The organism is Psychrosphaera saromensis, assembly GCF_002954545.1.
GTDB lineage: Bacteria > Pseudomonadota > Gammaproteobacteria > Enterobacterales > Alteromonadaceae > Psychrosphaera > Psychrosphaera saromensis.
Window position 1 is genome coordinate 3,203,058 of the sequence record NZ_MSCH01000003.1, and the last position, 20,584, is coordinate 3,223,641.

At 37.5% G+C, this 20,584-nt stretch carries 17 protein-coding genes and 1 pseudogene; 5 read left to right on the plus strand and 13 right to left on the minus strand.

Annotated elements, in window-relative coordinates; genetic code table 11:
* Positions 1–128: 128 nt before the first annotated feature.
* The 5 genes from BTO11_RS14440 to galU all read left to right on the plus strand — a co-directional run bounded on the left by BTO11_RS14440 (position 129) and on the right by galU (position 7,557).
* Positions 129–1,541 (plus strand): DEAD/DEAH box helicase, encoded by a 1,413-nt coding sequence (locus BTO11_RS14440; protein ID WP_105053257.1) that lies wholly within the window; start codon positions 129–131, stop codon positions 1,539–1,541.
* Between the two features lie 309 nt (positions 1,542–1,850).
* Positions 1,851–3,521, plus strand: a complete 1,671-nt coding sequence (locus tag BTO11_RS14445; RefSeq protein ID WP_105053258.1) for a monovalent cation:proton antiporter-2 (CPA2) family protein — start codon at positions 1,851–1,853, stop codon at positions 3,519–3,521.
* A 248-nt stretch (positions 3,522–3,769) separates the two neighbouring features.
* Positions 3,770–5,743, plus strand: coding sequence for a hypothetical protein (locus BTO11_RS14450; RefSeq protein WP_105053259.1), 1,974 nt, complete (start codon positions 3,770–3,772; stop codon positions 5,741–5,743).
* A gap of 46 nt (positions 5,744–5,789) precedes the next feature.
* The gene (locus BTO11_RS14455; RefSeq protein WP_105053260.1) at positions 5,790–6,485 is read left to right on the plus strand and encodes a lysoplasmalogenase; all 696 of its coding nucleotides are present in this window, start codon (positions 5,790–5,792) and stop codon (positions 6,483–6,485) included.
* Positions 6,486–6,660: 175 nt separating this feature from the next.
* Positions 6,661–7,557: a UTP--glucose-1-phosphate uridylyltransferase GalU gene (gene galU, locus BTO11_RS14460; RefSeq protein WP_105053261.1), complete on the plus strand. Its 897-nt coding sequence runs from the start codon at positions 6,661–6,663 to the stop codon at positions 7,555–7,557.
* Positions 7,558–7,646: 89 nt separating this feature from the next.
* On the opposite strand, the gene BTO11_RS14465 is transcribed toward galU, so the two are convergent.
* From BTO11_RS14465 to rfbA, 13 genes and pseudogenes are all read right to left on the minus strand, one after another.
* On the minus strand, positions 7,647–8,816 hold the full coding sequence (locus BTO11_RS14465; protein ID WP_105053262.1) for a nucleotide sugar dehydrogenase: 1,170 nt from the start codon (positions 8,814–8,816) through the stop codon (positions 7,647–7,649).
* Positions 8,817–8,914: 98 nt separating this feature from the next.
* Complete coding sequence (gene galE, locus BTO11_RS14470; RefSeq protein WP_105053263.1) at positions 8,915–9,946, minus strand: UDP-glucose 4-epimerase GalE; 1,032 nt, start codon at positions 9,944–9,946, stop codon at positions 8,915–8,917.
* Between the two features lie 93 nt (positions 9,947–10,039).
* Positions 10,040–11,002: a DHHA1 domain-containing protein gene (locus tag BTO11_RS14475; RefSeq protein ID WP_105053264.1), complete on the minus strand. Its 963-nt coding sequence runs from the start codon at positions 11,000–11,002 to the stop codon at positions 10,040–10,042.
* 73 nt (positions 11,003–11,075) lie between these two features.
* On the minus strand, positions 11,076–11,687 hold the full coding sequence (gene cysC, locus BTO11_RS14480) for an adenylyl-sulfate kinase (RefSeq protein ID WP_105053265.1): 612 nt from the start codon (positions 11,685–11,687) through the stop codon (positions 11,076–11,078).
* A 102-nt stretch (positions 11,688–11,789) separates the two neighbouring features.
* Entirely contained in the window at positions 11,790–12,077 is a 288-nt protein-coding gene (locus tag BTO11_RS14485) for a four helix bundle protein (RefSeq protein WP_105053266.1), read from the minus strand.
* A 152-nt stretch (positions 12,078–12,229) separates the two neighbouring features.
* Positions 12,230–13,930, minus strand: coding sequence for an SLC13 family permease (locus tag BTO11_RS14490; RefSeq protein ID WP_308428108.1), 1,701 nt, complete (start codon positions 13,928–13,930; stop codon positions 12,230–12,232).
* Between the two features lie 157 nt (positions 13,931–14,087).
* Positions 14,088–15,506, minus strand: coding sequence for a sulfate adenylyltransferase subunit CysN (gene cysN, locus BTO11_RS14495; protein ID WP_373295163.1), 1,419 nt, complete (start codon positions 15,504–15,506; stop codon positions 14,088–14,090).
* A 45-nt stretch (positions 15,507–15,551) separates the two neighbouring features.
* Positions 15,552–15,881: pseudogene (locus BTO11_RS16645) on the minus strand (four helix bundle protein); the annotation flags it as partial.
* Between the two features lie 102 nt (positions 15,882–15,983).
* Positions 15,984–16,892, minus strand: a complete 909-nt coding sequence (gene cysD, locus BTO11_RS14500; RefSeq protein WP_105053268.1) for a sulfate adenylyltransferase subunit CysD — start codon at positions 16,890–16,892, stop codon at positions 15,984–15,986.
* A 190-nt stretch (positions 16,893–17,082) separates the two neighbouring features.
* Positions 17,083–17,940: a dTDP-4-dehydrorhamnose reductase gene (gene rfbD, locus BTO11_RS14505; protein WP_105053269.1), complete on the minus strand. Its 858-nt coding sequence runs from the start codon at positions 17,938–17,940 to the stop codon at positions 17,083–17,085.
* Position 17,941: 1 nt separating this feature from the next.
* On the minus strand, positions 17,942–19,006 hold the full coding sequence (gene rfbB / locus BTO11_RS14510) for a dTDP-glucose 4,6-dehydratase (RefSeq protein WP_105053270.1): 1,065 nt from the start codon (positions 19,004–19,006) through the stop codon (positions 17,942–17,944).
* Positions 19,007–19,021: 15 nt separating this feature from the next.
* Positions 19,022–19,567, minus strand: coding sequence for a dTDP-4-dehydrorhamnose 3,5-epimerase (gene rfbC, locus BTO11_RS14515; RefSeq protein WP_105053271.1), 546 nt, complete (start codon positions 19,565–19,567; stop codon positions 19,022–19,024).
* Positions 19,567–20,445, minus strand: coding sequence for a glucose-1-phosphate thymidylyltransferase RfbA (gene rfbA, locus BTO11_RS14520; protein WP_105053272.1), 879 nt, complete (start codon positions 20,443–20,445; stop codon positions 19,567–19,569). The genes rfbC and rfbA overlap by 1 nt, the downstream gene beginning before the upstream one ends.
* Positions 20,446–20,584: the final 139 nt, after the last annotated feature.

Below are 20,584 nucleotides of genomic sequence, written 5' to 3' on the forward strand. Positions count from 1 at the left end.
AGGGGTTGCCCTATTTTTATCCAACTTAGTACTAAAGCTGCCATTGAAAGATTGCCTTTATCGCTTTATTACTGTACCTTTCATCGCCTTTTGGCCTCCCGTCAAATTAATTACAATAGTGAGAATATATGCTTTTTTCTGAATTAGGTCTAAATCCAAAAATCTTAACAGCTGTTAGTGAAAAGGGTTACGACACACCAACACCTATTCAGCAACAAGCGATTCCGGCAGTATTAAGTGGCAAAGACGTTATGGCTGCCGCCCAAACCGGTACAGGTAAAACCGCTGGTTTCACTCTACCTCTATTGCATTTATTGTCTCAAGGCGAGAAAGCCAAACCGAATCACGTAAGAGCTTTAGTGCTAACACCAACACGTGAATTAGCAGCTCAGGTTGCAGAAAGTGTTGAAATGTACGGTAAAGACTTACCTTTACGTTCACATGTAGTTTTTGGTGGTGTGAAAATAAACCCTCAACTTATGGCGCTTAGAAAAGGCGTTGATATTTTGGTGGCAACTCCTGGTCGTTTAATTGATTTGTTTAATCAAAACGCGATTAAATTTAATGACCTAGAAGTACTTATTTTAGATGAAGCTGACCGTATGTTAGATATGGGCTTTATCCATGACATTAAACGTATCTTAAAAGTACTACCTAAAAAACGTCAAAATCTTATGTTCTCTGCGACCTTCTCTGACGATATTCGTGACTTGGCAAAGGGTCTAATTAACGATCCTGTTGAAATTTCAGTAACACCAAGAAACGAAACAGCTAAAACGGTTGAGCAGTGGATAATTCCTGTAGACCAAAGTAAAAAATCTAAATTACTGATCAAACTTATTAAACAAAACGATTGGCAACAAGTGTTAGTTTTCTCAAGAACCAAACATGGTGCGAACCGTTTAACTAAAGTACTAGAAAGTAAGAATATTAGTGCTGCTGCCATTCATGGTAATAAAAGCCAAGGTGCAAGAACTAAAGCATTAGCCGGATTTAAAGATAAATCAGTTAGAGTACTGGTTGCCACTGACATTGCAGCACGTGGTATTGATATTGACCAATTACCTCAAGTTGTGAACTTTGACTTACCTCAAGTGGCTGAAGATTATGTTCACCGTATTGGACGTACAGGTCGAGCTGGCGCAAACGGTAAAGCGGTTTCTTTAGTTTCTCTTGATGAAAGTAAAAACCTAAATGATATTGAGCAATTAATTCAACAACACATTAAACGTGTTGATGATGAAGAATTTGCTCCAAGTAATCCGTTACCTGCATCTAGAGAGATCAGAGCGCCTAAAAAGAAAAGCCCAAGAAGACAAACGTCTAGCAACTCATCTTCTGAGCCATCTAATAATCGTTCTAACAATCGTAACTCTAATAGCCGTGGCGACTCTAGAAATTCAAATTCTAGAAGTTCGAACTCAGGAGCTAGAAACTCAAACTCTAGTTCACGCAGCTCAGATTCTCGTAGCTCGGGTTCTAATACCTCTTCATCGGTTGGCAATCGCAGAAACTCAGCTGCTAGAAGTAATAACGACTAAATCGTCTTATTCTAGTTAGCGTTAGCTAATAATTATATTAAAGCCCGTTAATCTGAATTAGATTAACGGGCTTTTTTGTTTTCCCCATCCGTCTTTCATTCTTTAAATTTCCTCTAACACCTCTTTTACAGCGAGCTTCTGGTCAATGAGCATGTGTATTTTCTGTTTTATTACGAGACACTTATTACAAGACATTAAGGTAGTATTTTACTCTTGTATCAAAACTCTGTTGTTTTACATCAATGCAAATAGTTGTGATTTAACTTATTATCTTTATTCTTACTAAATTTAACGACAACAGGTGTTACTTTGCAATCTGACTTTTTACTAGAGATCATCTTTTTACTATCGGCCGCCGTTATTGCCGTGCCTATTTGTCAGGCGTTAAAACTAGGCGCAGTGCCAGGTTTTTTAATTGCAGGTGTGGTGGTTGGCCCTTTCAGTTTGGGGCTTATTCATGATGTTGAACATATCACTCATATTTCTGAATTTGGCGTTGTGTTACTCCTTTTTGTTATTGGGATGGAATTAAAGCCGTCTTTTCTTTGGCAAATAAGACGTATGGTATTTGGCTTAGGAAGCCTACAGGTTGTTTTATCTGGCGCGGTAATAACGGCTATTTGTTATTACGTGTTTCAATTACCGTTACCTGCGTCCATTATTATTGGCCCTGCACTTGCGTTATCTTCAACTGCCTTCGTATTACAACTACTTACCGACCAAAAAGCATTGAGCACTGAATATGGTCGCTCAAGTGTGGCCATTTTGTTATTGCAAGATTTAGCTGTGGTGCCTTTGTTGGCGTTAGTTCCTTTATTATCAACACAAGCAGCTACTGACACCCATCTTGGCTGGGCGTTTGCTCGTTCAATTTCGATTCTAATTGCCGTGGTTTTAGCAGGCCGTTATTTATTAAACCCTATTTTACATAAAGTGGCGGCCTCGGCTAATTCAGAAGTGTTTACCGCCTCGGCGGTATTAATTGTTATTGGTACCGCTTATCTTGCAGAGCTTGCTGGTTTATCCATGGCCATGGGCGCATTTTTAGCGGGAATGTTAATTTCTGACTCAGCTTACCGCCATCAAATTAGAGCTGAAATACAACCATTTAGAGGCATACTGCTAGGCATGTTTTTTATGTCGATGGGCATGTTATTAAATTTAGAAAAATTAGTTGAACAACCTTTATTGGTGGCCGGCTTAGTTATCGCCCTACTCACCATTAAAATTACTATTTTGTATCCGCTTTCAAGACTCTTTAGTTTAGATTCTACGCGTAGCTTAGCGGTGGCATTTATTTTGGCACAAAGCGGAGAGTTCGCTTTAGTGTTATTCGCCTTGGCAGAAAAAGCTCAGATATTTGATACCCACACATTTGATATTTTATTACTGGTTGTCTTAATAAGCATGTTGGTAACACCTGTGCTTGGCTATTTAGCGGAACGTTTTAATAAGCTTAGTAAAACCGTTAGTAACTCAACTGAGATTCCAGATGAAGTCGGTGTCATTATTGCCGGATATGGCCGTGTAGGCCGTAGAATTGGCGACATACTGACCATTGCCAACCAACCATTCATCGCTATTGATGATAACGCTGCGACTGTCGCTCATTATCATAAATTAGGTGTGCCAATTTATTTTGGTGATGTGACTAAACCAGTTGTCTTAAAATCTGCTGGAATTAAACACGCTAAATACATGATAGTGACGGTTAATGAAGCTGAAACCGCTAAAACCTTAGTAGAGACAATTCACAGTAAATTACCTGACTTAACCATTTATGCTAGAGGACACGACATTCATACTTGTCACGAGTTAATGAATTTAGGCGCAACAGGCACAGTGTCAGAAAACTTAGAAGCGAGCCTAGAGTTATCTAGGTTAGTGTTAAACCACTTTGAAATAGACAAAGACGACATGACACTTGAGCAGCTGGATCTTATTTTAAAAGACTATAAAACTAACTACTACAAACAATAGAAAAGACGTCTAAAAACGCGTGCTGGTTTAACGGTAATGACCGCACGCTATGTTTTATTTTATGATTTTAAAGATATGATTTTTTAAGCCGATAACATTTTATCAAGGCCTGACAAATGAAGGCCTATAATTTACAGGTTTTATTCAGCTATACATCGCAGCCTAAAACCTACCAATAAATGTTATCTACTTCCCTAACGTCGAATGAAGTATTTAACATAAATCATATTTAAAACAGTTGTTACTATATGTTCAAACCTGACTTACACATTGCCAAATTAATCTTATTTATCAGCGTCTTTCTATTGTCATCTTGCTCAAGTGATGATGACGATAGCGATAGTTCTGACCAAACTTTTTCAGTTGCGCTGAGTACTGAGTCATTTGAAGTTGAAGTGGGCGAGCAATTTGAGATTGAGTTAACCATTACCAAAGATTCTGATGTGAATGTTTCTTATCAACTTAACGAGCTTCCAGATTCAGGTATCGTGGTAGTTAACAGCGAGTTAACCCTGGTCATTTATGTTGCAGATGAAACCTTAGGCAACGGTTCATTTGAGATGCTGTTTGAAAGTGACACTATGTCACTCACCAAAACAATTAATTACATTGTTATTGCAAACCAAGACACAACAACGGATATCGACATTCCCACAATCCCAGCACCAACTGGGAGCAGCGATGATTACACCATACGTTTTCCATCCGATTACCTTACTATTTTTGAAAATGAATCCATCACTTTCGACATAAAACGTAACTACGAACAAAATGACAATATTGAAGAGACATTTTACTTTAATGCCTACAATGTAACAGGCCGTGTATCTGCAGATAAAAGCCAAATAACATTAAAAGCCTTAGACGGTAATGAAGACACTTATGGTGAAGTAACCGCAGTCACTAATGCCCTAGGTGAACGCCATGAGTCAAAAATGTATATTATCTATTTCAATAAAAATAGAGACTTAACAACCAATGAATCACCGCTTATTGCATTGTTAGATACTGATATAACCATATCGCCTTACTCTTCAACTAAAAAAGTTTTTGATATTTACGACCCAGACAGTGATCGTATTTCTTACCGAATATTGTCCGCGCCTAATTATATCGGGACCCACATAAATAAAACATCAACAGGTTTTGATTTAACAATTAATACCATAGACGATATCGACGCAACCGATAACGAATTAGTGTTAGAAGTAAGTGATGCCTATAACACAGATACTTATACCTTTAGCTTAGTAGAAACAACCACAACAACGGATACCACTGAGTTATCAACGAATACCCCACCAGACGTATTCATTGAAAAAAATGTTGCGATTAGTTTAATCAAGAAAATGGATGGAACGGAAACCGGCATTGTTGCTGAACTGGCTTTTGCCACGTTAGATGCTGAGGATGACAACCTGGACGTATCGGTGTCGTCTTCCAATGAAGATTATACGTTTAGAGTTGAAGCACCATATATTTATGTCTCAGCCGATGACCTCTCAGATTTACAGCACGACCAAATAACGATTACGGCAAGTGACGAACAATTTGATTCTAAATTAACTTACCATTTATACATAAGCGATAACTATGCTGAGTTTTTAGGTGGCAATCCTAACACGGCACCATTTACTGATTTGCCAACGAGCATTGATTTATTAGAAGGTAAAACCGTTGAAATCGATTTTACAGCTGAAGATTTTGAGTCACATTCTTTTGAACTTGGTGTTTATGATATTAATGGTGAAAGTAGCGCGTCGATTACCGGTACAAGTCCTGATACAAGCTCAAGCCCAATAACCGGTTTATTCACCGACCTAGCACTAACTATCGCAGCCTCTAGTCCGAGCGTTGCTCTAACGACACAAGTAACCGTATGGTTAGAAGATATATTTGAAAGCCGCCGTGAACACGTTATTGACGTTAATATTTATAAAAATTCAGCGCCAACGTTAACACTGGAAAGTGACGACATAACCTTTGACGAAGATGAAAATGTTGACTTAACGTTAACCGTTGACGACTTTGATGAGCCAAATTTGCAACCTACTTTTACTTATGACACCTCTAAATTGAATGTCGTGTATTCAAATGGTGTGTTAACTATTTCATCTGAGGATTTAACGGCTAATTACACAGGTGGAATAGATATTTATGTAGTAGACGAGTTTGGTGAGTCAGACACAGTAACCATTTCTGTATTGGTGAATTTTATCTAGCCTTTTTACCTAAGTAATAACAGATCACTAGAGTAGCTGAGACTCCATGACAAAAAAGACAACATACCTTTACCTTTTATTAGCAACCTTATATTGCTTATTGACGCTACTAAAGCCTTACCCTTTTGCATGGCTTGTTAAAATCTTGCCTATGCTCGTTTTATTATACACAGTGTCGTTAGAGGTGATTGTTAAGTCAACACTGCCAAAAATTGCCAATAACCAAACATCAAATCAAAACGGAAAAACCGTCACTATGTTATTAATGGCGTTGCTATGCTCAACCTGTGGCGATATTTTGTTAGCAATGCAAGGCGAACACTTCTTCATTTCTGGATTAACCAGCTTTCTAATTGCTCATCTATTTTTCCTTATAAGCTTTAAACCACTTATAAAGCAGAACCTAATTTACATACCTATTTATGCTGGCGTCGCAGTAGCAGTTTTCAGTTTAATGGCTAACAAGCTAAATGAATTATTTATCCCAGTATTTGTTTACATCTTGGTATTACTAGCAATGGCCGTAGGTACGTTATTAAGTAGTAAGAGTAATAAATGGATGGTTATTGGCGGAGTCTTTTTTGTCGTTTCAGATTCGTTAATTGGTTTAACTAAGTTTTATATCGAGATACCACAATCGCAATTATGGATAATGATCACATACTACGCAGCCCAGTATTGTTTGGTAAATGGGTTATTAGCTGCGAGTACGCGAGTGGCGAGCTACGAGGGCGGCGAGTAGAAGAGTAAGCGATCGACGAGAATAGATCACAACTCGATTCTCGGTGCTCGTAGCTGTTTCCCTGCCCCCTCGCAACTCTCTTCACCCCATGCTATTCTCAACCTCCGTTGTGAAGAACTGACTTCAGCGGAATAACAAAAAAAACTATTTTCAAGCGGACAAAATTGGAAAATAAATGAAAAAATCAAAAATACTAAAAGCGGTTATCCCTGTAGCTGGACTAGGCACTAGAATGCTACCAGCATCAAAAGCAATCCCAAAAGAAATGTTAGCGGTAGCTGACAAACCTATTATTCAATACGTAGTAAACGAGATTATTGCTGCGGGTATTAAAGAAATAATATTAGTTACGCATTCTTCTAAAAACAGTATTGAAAACCATTTCGATAAAAGTTTTGAACTTGAATCTATTCTTGAACAACGTGTTAAACGTCAGATACTAGATGAAGTTCAGGCTATTTGTCCTAAAGACGTCACCATCATGCATGTTAGACAAGGTACTGCGAAAGGATTAGGGCATGCAATTGCTTGTGCAAGACCCGTAATTGGCAATCATCCATTTGCCGTTGTTTTACCTGATGTGATTATTAACGACTACGACTCAGATTTATCTACCGACAATCTAGCTGAGATGGTTGGCTTATTCAATGAAACCAAAGCAAGCCAGGTTATGGTTGATGCGGTTCCTCAAAAAGATGTTTCAAAATATGGTATTGCGGACATTGGCGGAGATACATTAATCCGAGGCGAATCAAAGGCCATGAAAGGTATGGTTGAAAAACCTAACTTACAAGATGCACCTTCAAATTTAGCGGTTGTAGGACGATATGTATTATCTGCTGAAATCTGGGATATTTTAGAAAAGACCCCAATCGGTGCAGGTGATGAAATTCAATTAACTGATGCTATCGCAACATTAATGAGTTGGGAGCAGGTTAATGCCTATCACATGAAGGGCAGCTATCATGACTGTGGTGATAAACTTGGTTACATGCAAGCCTTCGTTGAATATTCAAAACGCCACCCAATTTTAGGCGATGCTTTTAAAGAATATTTAGACACCAAAGCTTAGTGACTCGAGCTACGAGTTTCGAGTGATGAGCTTCGAGTTAAACTCGCAGCTCATAACTTTCTCTCGAAACTCGCTGCTCGTAGCTGCTCTTAAGCATCCCCACCAAATAAGTCTCTGGTATATACTTTATCAGTAACATCCATTATTTCATCAACCATACGGTTAGCAACAATAACATCTGAGATATTTTTAAATTCTTCAAGGCTTTTTATCACTCTTGAGTTAAAAAACTCAGCCTCTTCTATAACAGGTTCATAAACCACAACTTCGATTCCTTTGGCTTTTATACGTTTCATTATTCCTTGAATAGACGATGCTCTAAAGTTATCGGAACCTGACTTCATAATCAGTCTATGTATACCAACCACCTTTGGGTTTTTAGCTATAATAGAAGCAGCTATAAAATCTTTTCGGGTTGTATTAGAATCGACAATCGCCTTAATTAACGTCTGCGGAACATCTTGATAATTCGCTAATAATTGCTTGGTATCTTTAGGTAAACAATAACCGCCATAACCAAAGGATGGGTTATTATAGTGATTACCAATCCGTGGATCTAAACTTACGCCTTGGATGATTTGTTGTGAATTTAATCCATGAATTTCGGCATAACTGTCTAGTTCATTAAAGTAAGATACACGCATAGCTAAGTAGGTATTTGAGAATAACTTAACCGCTTCAGCTTCTGTGGATTTAGTAAATAAAACTTCGATATTCTGCTTTATTGCACCTTGTTTTAACAAGTTAGCAAATATTTCAGCACGTTCCGAGCACTCACCTACAATGATCCTAGATGGATATAAATTATCGTGTAACGCATTGCCCTCTCGTAAGAACTCAGGGCTAAATATAAGGTTGTCTGTACCTAACTCATTGCTGATTCGAGATGTATAACCTACAGGAACGGTAGACTTTAATATCATAACGGCATTAGGGTTAATTAACAGTACATCTTTAATAACCGACTCTACCGATGAAGTATTAAAATAATTGGTTTCTGGATCATAATCTGTAGGAGTTGCAATAATAACGATATCCGCACCTTTGTAAGCTAGGTTTTTATCAAGAGTAGCTAAGAAGTTTAACGGTTTATTTGCTAGAAAATTTTCTATATCACTATCAACAATTGGTGATATTTTATTATTTAACAGAGTGACTTTTTCTGGGACTATATCTACAGCTATTACTTCATTATATTGAGATAACAACATAGCGTTTGATAAACCTACATAACCAGTTCCTGCAATAGCTATTTTCATTTGGCCTCCTAAATTTTCATTTAGATTGCCAATAAACTATGTCGTTTATATTGAAGTTTTAAGTAAATATGATGACAACTGGAAATTAAGAGATCTAATTATTTTTTATTTGTATATCCGTCGGGATTATTTAACTGCCAATACCAAGTGTCTCTCATCATATCTTCAAGAGATTTATTAGCTGTCCAATTTAATTCTATTTTAGCTTTATCCGCATTAGCCCAAAACGCGGCTAAATCGCCTTCTCGCTTAGGTGCATATTCATAAGGGATATTTACACCTGTGACTTGTGAAAACTTATTTACCATCTCTAACACTGACAACGGATTTCCAGTGCCTAAATTAAAAGCCTCACATATACCACCAGACTGTTTATCTAACCACTCTAGTGCTTTAACATGACCATGAGCTAAGTCAACCACATGCAAATAATCACGTTCACAGGTTCCGTCATTAGTTGGATAATCATTACCAAATATAAATAATTTATCTCTTTTTCCTACAGCAACCTGTGCCACAAATGGCATTAGATTGTTAGGTATACCGTTGGGATCTTCTCCAATCCTGCCACTTTCATGGGCACCTATTGGATTAAAATACCTCAAACAAACAACTTTAAATGACGAGTCACTTTTAACTAAATCTGACAATACTTGCTCAATCATTAGCTTTGATTTGCCATAAGCACTAGAAGGAACACCCGTTTTTAATGTCTCTATATAAGGAGCGGGAGCATCCTCACCATATACGGTTGCTGATGAGCTAAATACAAAATTTGCTATTTTGGCTTTTTGTAGCGCTTCTAAAAGAGTAACCGTACCATGTACATTATTTTGATAGTACTTGAGAGGGATTTGAGTGGACTCGCCGACAGCTTTTAATGCCGCAAAATGCATAGTCGCACTAATATCGGGATGTTTTGCTAGCACGTCACTTATTTTATCACCGTCGCAGATATCAACTTGATAAAATGCAATCGTTTTTTTTGCTAATAACTCTACTCGTTTTAGCGACTCTAGAGAGGAGTTACATAAATTATCAATTACGACAACATCATGGCCTATATTTAATAACTCTAATACAGCGTGTGAGCCTATATATCCGGCTCCGCCAGTTACTAATACTTTCATAATTATCCATAAAAACGTTAAGACAATGAAGTATATAAACTTTATTAAGCAGGCACAAACATAGAGTTAATTAAAATGACAACAACTGCTACTTTAACCGTAAAACTTACCAACTAAGTTAAACAACATATTAAGCTCAGCTTGTGGAAGATTATTAATACCTGCTGCGGCTGCTCGACCACCACCAGTTTCAAACTGGCTGCAAATATCACCAGCACCTTGTTTATTATTAATTGGCGCACGTAAACTGACTCGATAATTACCGTCATTATTTTTAGTCATGATCAATATGGCTTTATTGGGATTATCATTAGCTAATTGATTACCGTAAACGCCACTAATGCGCCTAGCCCAGGGGGCGTCAGCAAGCTCTAAAGCTAACAGTGTGTCGTCATCATTAAGTACAAGGGCGGTTTGAGCTTTATTTAAATCTGATTTATAGGCTTTTTTTAATAAATGAAATGGCGATTGTTGATCGTTAATACAATCAAAAGGTGAAGGATATTCAAGTAACTTGTTAAATAACTGCGCAGGCTCAAAATGAAGGTCGTTTAACGACTCACCGTAACCATTATAATTAACGAGTGTACCTAGCTCTTTAAGCTGTTCAGCTTGTGACTCAGACAAATTAGCGGTTTGTGCAAGCCCATCTGCAACCGATATTAAATTATCACCATACGCTGCGGCTATTGCCCAATCATGCTTAGCACCATTAAGTAGCTTATCAACAATCAAAGCCGTACAGGTATTAGCGTCCAAGTCGATATTAGCGTTTAAATTTACGTGTTCTGGAATATCACCAGAACGATGATGATCCGCATACGTGATTACAGCCCCAGTACTTAATTGAGCTTGTAATGCTTGAGCGTTTTTTTCCATAGACACATCAAGCACTGTGATTGATTTGTCATTGTCATCAACAGGCACCTGTTTTAACAAGTCAATATCACGCTTAACACCTGTGATTAAAACGGATTGTCTAGGTTGAACTTGACGCAATTGAACAAGAGATAAAATCCCATCAGCGTCACCATTAAATACATCGTAAAAAGTCATGTCTTTAGCTCCGAGTAGCGAGAAGCGAGCTGCGAGTTGAGCTTTTAACTCGTTACTCGTAACTCTAAACTCGTTACTTTATAATCCCTTTCTCTTTCAAATACCCAACAACCACATCCACACATTGCTCAATGCTTTGCTCGGCAGTTTTAAGGTGTACTTCTGCTTGTGTTGGTGCTTCGTAAGTTGAGTCTATGCCAGTAAAGTTTTTAATTTCACCTGAACGGGCTTTTTTATATAAGCCTTTTGGATCACGTTGTTCACATACTTCAATTGGGGTATCAACAAACACTTCAATAAATTGATTGTTAGACACTAAGTCTCTGGCCATATCCCGGTCTGATTGGAATGGAGAGATAAAGGCAGTGGAAACTACTAATCCAGCTTCAACAAACAGTTTTGAAACTTCACCAATACGACGAATATTTTCAACTCTGTCTTTATCGGTAAATGTTAAGTCACCATTTAAACCATGACGAACATTGTCACCGTCTAACAAATAAGTATGAACACCTAACTCAAATAATTTTTTATCTACGGCATTAGCAATGGTCGATTTCCCCGAGCCACTAAGTCCTGTATACCAAAGCACACAAGCCTTATGACCTTTATGTTCTTCTCTTTGTTGTGTGGTAACAGCTTGATTATGCCAAACCACATTATCTGTTTTTTGTTTTTGAGACATAGAATTTTCCAGTTTCGAGTTTCGAGTTTCGAGTTTCGAGTTTCGAGTTAATTTTTTAATTTATTTCATCAAATCGCCAAGCATTTTGGAAAATTATTCTGCTTAACCTATCGTAATATCGGTATCACCTTTAGCTAGGTAACCAATTTCTTTTGCCAGCATTAGCTGAGTTTTTAATTCGCCACAAGAGCCTTTAGCTATCGATAAAAATCTAAACTTTTCTTTATCTGAATACCTTTCCCATCCCTCTGCTATATTACTAGGTACGGAAACAGCTGAACGACATATCTGATCTTTAAATCCATAGTCATTATTTATTCTAAAAAGCTTATATACCTTCATAGCTAACTTAAACGAGCGCTGCCAAACAGCTAAGTTTTCATATGTCATATAAAACCCCATAAATAGTAAATCCGATTTTTCTATCCATTCTAATCTCTTGTTTACTAGTTTACTCGCTTCTCGAAACTCGAAGCTGTTGCCCTCGCAACTTAATCTTCTTTTCTTCTGTCACTCGTTTACTCGCATCTCGAAACTCGTCGCTATATCTCTACAACCGGATAAAACAAATAAATGGCGTACAGCACAGATGCTGAAAATGTTATTGATACCGGAACACCAGCTCTTACAAAGTCCATCAACTTATAATGCCCAGCGTTAAACACCATTAAGTTTGTTTGATAGCCATAAGGGCTAATAAAGCTTGAGCTCGCGGCAAAGGCAACGGCCAATATAAATGGCATTGGCTCTATGCCGTAAAACAGCGGAATACTATAAGCAAGCGGGAACATTAATGCGGCAGCGGCGTTATTGGTCACTAATTCGGTTAAGACTAACGTTACTAGATAAAGGCCAACCAAAAACATAAAGGCGTTGTCTAAGGTTAACTCTAAGCTAATAAGTGATGTGACATAAGACAACACACCTGTATTGCCAAGTCCGTGCGATAGCGCGATTGCAGAGCCTACTATTAGCCAAATATTAAATGGCAAGCGCTGTTTAATATCTTGAAAACATAAACAGCCTGTAAACATTAACAAACCAAACAACACCACTAAGGCTTTAAATAAACTTACTACACCAATAGCTGACAATAAAATTGCCGTTAAAAAACCGCCTATCGCAAGGGTTTGTTTTTTGCCTGTAAGTTTATGATTTGGCTCTACCCCACTTAAGGTTATAAAATTCTTTTTCACATTTTGACGTTTGGCAAAATCATGCCCAGTGACAAGTACTAAATAGTCTCCGGCATTTATTTTAATTTCACCTAATTTGCCACTTAACGCTGCACCATCTCGTTTAAACGCGATAACGGCAGCATTAAATTTAGAACGAAAATCTGCTTGTTTTAGCGTTTTATTAAGTAAGTCACTATCTGGCCGCACTACAACTTCTGTCATGTTCTCTATCGAGACTGAGCTTGAATCCACAACAATCTCAACACCATCAAATTGCTTAATTTGCGAAACCTGACGCACATCACCACTGAATACTAACCTGTCATTGGCTTTTACTAATTCGTTAGGAGAAATAGGAGAAATTACTTTATTTTGGCGGCTTATCTCCACCAAAAACAGTGAATCCAAATGTCTTAACCCAGCGTCAGTAACTGACTTTCCTATCAAACTTGAATGTTCCAATACCTTGGCGTTTAACAGATAACATTGAAAGTCTTGTTTAGTGGCTTTTATTGTCGGTAATCTTGTTGATACGAAGTAGATAACAAAGCTAGTAATAACAAACGCAAACAAGCCAACTAAGGTAAAACTAAAGAAATGAAAACCTTGATGCCCCGACTCCGTCAACATACTGTTAACAATCAAGTTTGTGGAAGTACCAATTAAGGTTAACGTACCGCCTAAAATGGCCGCGTATGACAAAGGTAATAATAATTTACTAGCAGGAATAGTAGAGTTGTTACGCACCGGCGAGATCATGGTTGAAACCACAGCGGTATTATTTAAAAATGCAGAGCCAATAGCGGTAGACAAAAACAGTTTTAACCAGGTAATAAAATACGAACGCCCTTCTATTTTACCCGTGATCCAGCGGATTAAAGATGTCTTTTCAATCGCCACTGAGCAGGTCATTAACAATATTAATATCAACAAACCTTGATTAGAAAAACTCTCAACCACTTGTTGATCAGTAATGTTACTTGTTAAATAAGTCGCAACAAAAGCAACACCAAAAATCAAACCCGACTTTTGTTGGTATTTTATTAATGTGAAAATGGTACCCACAAAAATGAGTACCATTATTATCATGTCAAGATTCAAGATTTATCCTAGGTTCGAGTAACGAGGTTCGAGCAACGAGCAACGAGCAACGAGTATCACACCGCTGTTATTTTCTTGCAACTCCTAGCTCATAACTCGCCACTCGTAACTCGCTTCTGTTTTACTTAAACAACCCACTAATATCTTTTGCTTCCCAATGTGGGAAGTGCTTACGAACTAGAGCATTAAACTCAATTTCGAACTCAGATATATTACCACCGGAAACTTTGGCGGCGGTTGCGCCTTTTTTAACTATCATACCAGCACCAACGGTTACGTTAGTTAATCTGTCTATAATAATAAAAGAACCTGTGCCTTTTACTTTTTTATAGTTATCAAACGCAATTTGATTGTTCAAACTTAACTGACAACGAGCAATCTCATTTAATTTTAAATGTACAGCTTCACCGTGTGCCATGGTATTTACGTCAAGCGTATAATCTATATTTGAAAATGCACCAGGTGTAGTTTTACTAGCAAATTTAAAGTCATACTGCTTGTTTGGCGTCATAGCTTGTTCTGCCATCCAAATAACATTAACTTCTAAATCACTCGCCACTTCTGCTTGGTTATTAGAATGAACCAAAACATCACCACGGCTAATATCAATTTCATCTTCAAGTGTTAAAGTAACGGACATTGCAGCATGCGCTTCTGGAATATTTCCATCGTAAGTAACAATCTCTTTTACTTTAGACGATTGGCCTGACGGCAATACCGTTAACTCGTCACCAACACGAACTATGCCTGCAGCAATAGTGCCAGCAAAACCTCTAAAATCTAGATTAGGACGATTCACATACTGAACAGGAAGTCTGAAGTCTTCGTAATTAAATGACTCAGCAATTGGCGTATTTTCCAACATTTCCATTAAGGTTTCACCGTGGTACCAAGGTGATTGTTCACTACGGGTAACAACGTTGTCGCCTTTTAAAGCAGAGATTGGCGCAAACTGAATATTCTTAAGTTCTAAGCTTTCAGCTAACGACATGTATTGCTTTTTAATGTCTTCAAAAACGTCTTCTGAGAAGTCCATTAAATCCATTTTATTAATCGCAACAATAACATTACTTAAACCAAGTAAAGAGGCAATGAAACTGTGACGACGCGTTTGAGTTTGTACTCCATAACGCGCATCAATCAATATAATTGCTAAGTCAGCAGTAGATGCACCGGTTGCCATGTTACGAGTGTATTGCTCATGCCCAGGCGTGTCCGCAATAATAAACTTACGTTTATCGGTAGCAAAATAACGATACGCAACATCAATAGTAATGCCCTGCTCACGTTCCGACTGCAAACCATCAACCAACAAAGCTAAATCAATTTCTCCGTCTGTGGTATTAAAACGTTTTGAGTCATTTTTTATGGCTGCTAACTGATCTTCAAAGATCATTTTAGAGTCATGCAACAAACGTCCAATCAAAGTACTCTTACCGTCATCCACAGATCCACAGGTAATAAAACGCAACAACTCTTTGTTTTCATGCTGCTTCAAATATTCTTCTATATCTGCTTTTAATAATTCGTTTTCAATCATAACATTCCAGTTTCGAGTTTCGAGTTTCGAGTTTCGAGTTTTAACCTTTTTCATTAGTCCACCTAGCATTTTCGATATTTCTTCAGCTTTACTAATAGCTGCTTGCCCAACGCTAGAACCTATATATTCAATTTCAACTGCAATCATCAATTGTGTTTTTAACTCACCGCATGAACCTTTAGCGATACTTAAAAACCTAAACTTCTCTTGTTGTGAATATCTTTCCCAACCTTCAGCTATATTGCTTGGTACAGAAACTGCCGAGCGACACAATTGATCTTTAAAACCATAATCTTTGCAGTACTTGAGGTAACGATAGGAGTCTGTCGCTAGTTTAAATGCCCGTTGCCAAACATCTAGTTGTTCATATTTCATATATAAGTTCCTTTTATTAAAACAAATATAAATATAGAACAATATTAGCTTTTGACTCGACTCTCGTAACTCGTCCCTCGCCGCTGTATTCTTAGGCTCCGCCTAAAAATACCCCTCCATCTTCTTCTTCTCCATACTGCCAGATGAGTCATGATCTATCATGCGGCCTTGGCGTTCTGAGGTCTTAGTAAGGAGCATTTCCTGGATGATTTCAGGTAAAGTTTCAGCAGTAGATTCAACTGCACCGGTTAACGGATAACAACCTAATGTACGGAAACGAACTGATTTCATTTCGATTTTTTCATCTTTACCAATGGGCATACGGTCATCATCAACCATGATCAAGGTGCCATCACGCTCAACAACTGGACGTTTTTCAGCTAAGTACAGAGGTACAATTTCAATATTTTCTAAATAGATATATTGCCAAATATCTAATTCAGTCCAGTTAGACAATGGGAAAACACGGATGCTCTCTCCTTTCTCAACTTTGCTGTTGTAGGTATCCCACAATTCAGGACGTTGTTTCTTTGGATCCCAAGCATGGTTTTTATCACGGAAAGAATAAACACGTTCTTTAGCACGAGACTTTTCTTCATCACGACGCGCGCCACCAAAAGCAGCATCGTAACCGCCAGCATTTAATGCTTGTTTTAAACCTTGAGTTTTCATTATGTCGGTATGTTTAGCACTACCGTGAGTGAACGGGCTAATACCAGCGTCAATGCCTTCTTGGTTTTTATGTACCAAAAGTTCAAAGCCATACTTTTCAGCCATTTGATCACGAAACTCGATCATTTCCTTAAATTTCCAAGTCGTATCGACATGCAATAAAGGAAAAGGGATTTTTGCAGGGTAAAAGGCTTTACGAGCCAAATGAAGCATAACAGCAGAGTCTTTACCAACTGAATACAACATAACAGGATTGTCGAACTCAGCCGCCACTTCACGCATAATGTGAATAGACTCAGCTTCTAGTTTTTTTAAATGAGTAAGATTTTTGTGCGACACAAGCATTCCTAACAAAATGATTTGATTCATTATGACTAAGTTAAGAATGTTGTGAAAGGTAAATTAGAGGATTTAAGTTATAAAAAAATACTAATTAATAACCAATTTGAATAAGTAGGTTTATTTCAGTGCATTTATCTGTAATTTATTAGTACTTAAACTATAAAAATTGCTTTGCCAAAATAATGAATTATCTCAATTCTCTAAGACATTCAATCAAGTTTTTCCCCCAGTGATCACCACACATGATAGATTGAGAGTCTTTGACATCTAACAAACTAAAATGTGGCCTAGTCGCTGGGGTCGGGTACTGCTCTGACTTAATTGGTGTAATTGGAATAGATCTACTTAAAATATCATTATCAATTGCGATTCGTTGTATCTCAACAGCGAAATCATACCAACTTGCCACTCCTAGATCTGTCCAGTTATAAACGTGTTCAACCTTATCTAAACAGCACAATTGCCAAATAAATTCAGCTAACCCTCTGGCATAAGTTGGGCAACCGATTTGATCACCAACAACTGATAGCTCATCTTTCTCAGACATTAAACGAAGCATAGTCTTTACAAAATTGCTACCGTGAGATGAATAAACCCAAGAAGTTCTAACTATCGTTGAATTTTCAGGATAGATATCTTTAATCGCCAACTCGCCGGCGAGTTTAGAAGCACCATAAACACTTACAGGGTTTGTCAGATCATTTACTTTGTATGCCGTATTCTTGGTTCCATCAAAAATAAAGTCTGTCGATATATGAATTAAACGAGCATTTAACTCTTTTGCGACTACTGCAATATTATTCACGGCGTCTCTGTTAATGGTGTAAGCCGCATCAATATCTGACTCTGCTTTATCTACTGCTGTATAAGCCGAAGCATTAATTATTACATTAGGTTGAAAAGCTTCTACTTTAGCTCGTAAATCATTTAGATCAATGATATTTACGTCACTACTTCCAAGAACCAATGCTTCAGTATTAGCTGGTAAGGTATGCTGTAATTCCCAGGCAACTTGGCCATTACGACCGATAACAACCGCTTTCATATTATGAATTACCTAAACGATCGCGCTGATAAGAGCCATCTTGAACATTCTTACACCATTGTGAATTAGCCAAAAACCACTCAACTGTCTTCTTGATACCAGATTCAAAAGTTTCTTCTGGCTTCCATCCAAGTTCTTTGTTTATTTTGCTTGCATCAATTGCATAACGAACATCATGTCCAGGTCTGTCTGTAACATAAGTGATTAACTGATTAAAGTCAGTTATCCCGTCTGGCTTATTAACTACGAGTTCATTTAAGTGATCACAAATGGTATTGACGACTTCAATGTTTTGTTTTTCATTAAATCCACCAATATTATAAGTCTCACCAATAGTCCCCTCTGACACTACTTTATATAGTGCTCTGGCATGATCTTCTACAAACAACCAATCTCTAATTTGTTTTCCGTCACCGTAGATAGGTAAAGCTTTGCCTTCTAATGCATTTAAAATAATTAAAGGGATTAGCTTTTCTGGGAAATGGAATGGACCATAGTTATTTGAGCAATTTGTTACCACTACAGGTAAGCCAAAAGTACGGTACCAAGCTCTAACTAAATGGTCAGATGCCGCTTTACTAGCTGAATAAGGAGAGCTTGGCTCATAAGGAGTGTCTTCGGTAAATAATCCAGTTTCACCTAAATCGCCATAAACTTCATCTGTCGAAATATGGTGGAAGCGAAATAGTGATTTCTTATCTGAAGAAAGAGACTGGTAGTAATTTTTAGCCGCATCTAACAACTCATAGGTACCAACAATATTGGTTTGAATAAACTCACCTGGACCATCAATTGAACGGTCTACATGGCTTTCAGCAGCTAAGTGCATTATGTAATCTGGCTTAAACGTATTAAGGGTATCAACCATTTTAGCTTTGTCACATATATCAGCTTGCACAAAATTATAACGTTCTGAGTCTGCAACTTCTGTTAATGATTCTAAATTACCTGCGTAAGTTAATTTATCAATATTAACAACTGTATGTTGGGTTTCATTAATCAAGTATCGTACTAAAGCTGAGCCTATAAAACCGGCTCCGCCAGTTACTAATATAGTTTTATTCATTTTTGTAATAACCGTTTAAAATTTAGTTGCATTAGCAAACAAAGAGCCTGCTAAATCTTTTGCTGAAAGCTGAGGAAGTTCGTTATTAATTAGAGGCCAAGGGATCATCAATGTAGGGTCATCAAATTTCACCGATACTTCAGACTCTGGGTGATAATAGTCAGTACATTTATAAACAAATTCAGCACTTTCAGAAGTAACATAAAAACCATGAGCAAAACCTGCAGGCACCCATAATTGCTTACCATTGCTCGATGAAAGATATTCGCCAACCCATTGACCTAATGTAGGTGAATCTTCTCTCATATCAACGGCAACATCATAGACTTCGCCTTGTGTTACGCGTACAAGCTTACCTTGGGTCTGCTGTAACTGGTAATGCAATCCGCGTAAAATACCTTGGCTAGATTTTGAGTGATTGTCTTGTACAAAAGTTACATCTGCAACATGTTCAGTAAACCAATCATCTCTGAACGTTTCCATGAAAAAACCACGTTCGTCACCAAATATTTTAGGCTGGATAATTTTAACGTCTGGAATAAGAGTCTGAATAACTTCCATTAATATATTTTCTCTGTAACTAATTTCACTAAATATTCACCATAACCACTTTTAATTAACGGCTTAGCTATCTCTAATAACTTTTCTTCTGATAACCAACCATTTCTATAAGCAACTTCTTCAGGACAATTAACTTTCAAACCTTGGCGCTTGTCAATAGTGGATATGAATTGTGCAGCGGCTAATAAGTCATCGTGAGTGCCGGTATCTAACCAAGCTGTTCCGCGGCCCATAATTTCAACTTGTAAATCCCCAGCATCTAGGTACTGTTCAATCACGTCAGTTATTTCTAATTCACCACGAGGGGAAGGTTTAACATTCTTTGCAAATTCAACCACACGCTCATCGAAAAAGTATAATCCAGGAATAGCATAATTAGACTTTGGTTCAACAGGCTTTTCTTCTATCGAGATAGCTTTGCCTGATTCATTAAATTCAACAACACCATACGCTTTAGGATTAGCGACGTGATAACCAAAAATAGTACCACCGGCTTGTTGCTGATTAGCATTTTTAAGCGATTTGACTAAATCATGACCATAAAACATATTATCGCCAAGTACTAATGCCGCGGCAGCTCCATTAAGGAAATCTTCGGCCAATAAGAAAGCTTGAGCTAAACCATCTGGACTTTCTTGTACTTGATACTGAAGCTTCACCCCAAAATTATCACCATTACCTAATAAATCTTCAAATCGGCCTATTTCTTGAGGTGTAGATATAATTAAAATTTCTTGTATCCCAGCTTGCATTAAAGTAGCAAGTGGATAATAAATCATAGGCTTGTCATAAACAGGCATTAACTGTTTACTAACTACCTTTGTTAAAGGGTATAAACGAGTACCACTGCCACCGGCTAATATAATTCCTTTACGCATTACGTAAACCTCTTATCAATTTCAATAAATATCAAGAACATTCTCCATTCACACCTGAAAATAGCTACATGAAAAGTTACCATTCATACCTCTATTTTATCTAATAAAAATAGAACCTATAAGTATTAATTCTGTAGCT

Excerpts from the sequence above, each read along its gene's own strand:
- BTO11_RS14440 (WP_105053257.1), top strand. The coding sequence starts at position 129 with ATGCTTTTTTCTGAATTAGGTCTAAATCCAAAAATCTTAACAGCTGTT.
- BTO11_RS14450 (WP_105053259.1), top strand. The coding sequence starts at position 3,770 with ATGTTCAAACCTGACTTACACATTGCCAAATTAATCTTATTTATCAGC.
- BTO11_RS14455 (WP_105053260.1), top strand. The coding sequence starts at position 5,790 with ATGACAAAAAAGACAACATACCTTTACCTTTTATTAGCAACCTTATAT.
- galU (WP_105053261.1), top strand. The coding sequence starts at position 6,661 with ATGAAAAAATCAAAAATACTAAAAGCGGTTATCCCTGTAGCTGGACTA.
- BTO11_RS14465 (WP_105053262.1), bottom strand. The coding sequence starts at position 8,816 with ATGAAAATAGCTATTGCAGGAACTGGTTATGTAGGTTTATCAAACGCT.
- galE (WP_105053263.1), bottom strand. The coding sequence starts at position 9,946 with ATGAAAGTATTAGTAACTGGCGGAGCCGGATATATAGGCTCACACGCT.
- BTO11_RS14475 (WP_105053264.1), bottom strand. The coding sequence starts at position 11,002 with ATGACTTTTTACGATGTATTTAATGGTGACGCTGATGGGATTTTATCT.
- cysC (WP_105053265.1), bottom strand. The coding sequence starts at position 11,687 with ATGTCTCAAAAACAAAAAACAGATAATGTGGTTTGGCATAATCAAGCT.
- BTO11_RS14485 (WP_105053266.1), bottom strand. The coding sequence starts at position 12,077 with ATGACATATGAAAACTTAGCTGTTTGGCAGCGCTCGTTTAAGTTAGCT.
- cysN (WP_373295163.1), bottom strand. The coding sequence starts at position 15,506 with ATGATTGAAAACGAATTATTAAAAGCAGATATAGAAGAATATTTGAAG.
- rfbD (WP_105053269.1), bottom strand. The coding sequence starts at position 17,940 with ATGAAAGCGGTTGTTATCGGTCGTAATGGCCAAGTTGCCTGGGAATTA.
- rfbB (WP_105053270.1), bottom strand. The coding sequence starts at position 19,006 with ATGAATAAAACTATATTAGTAACTGGCGGAGCCGGTTTTATAGGCTCA.
- rfbC (WP_105053271.1), bottom strand. The coding sequence starts at position 19,567 with ATGGAAGTTATTCAGACTCTTATTCCAGACGTTAAAATTATCCAGCCT.
- rfbA (WP_105053272.1), bottom strand. The coding sequence starts at position 20,445 with ATGCGTAAAGGAATTATATTAGCCGGTGGCAGTGGTACTCGTTTATAC.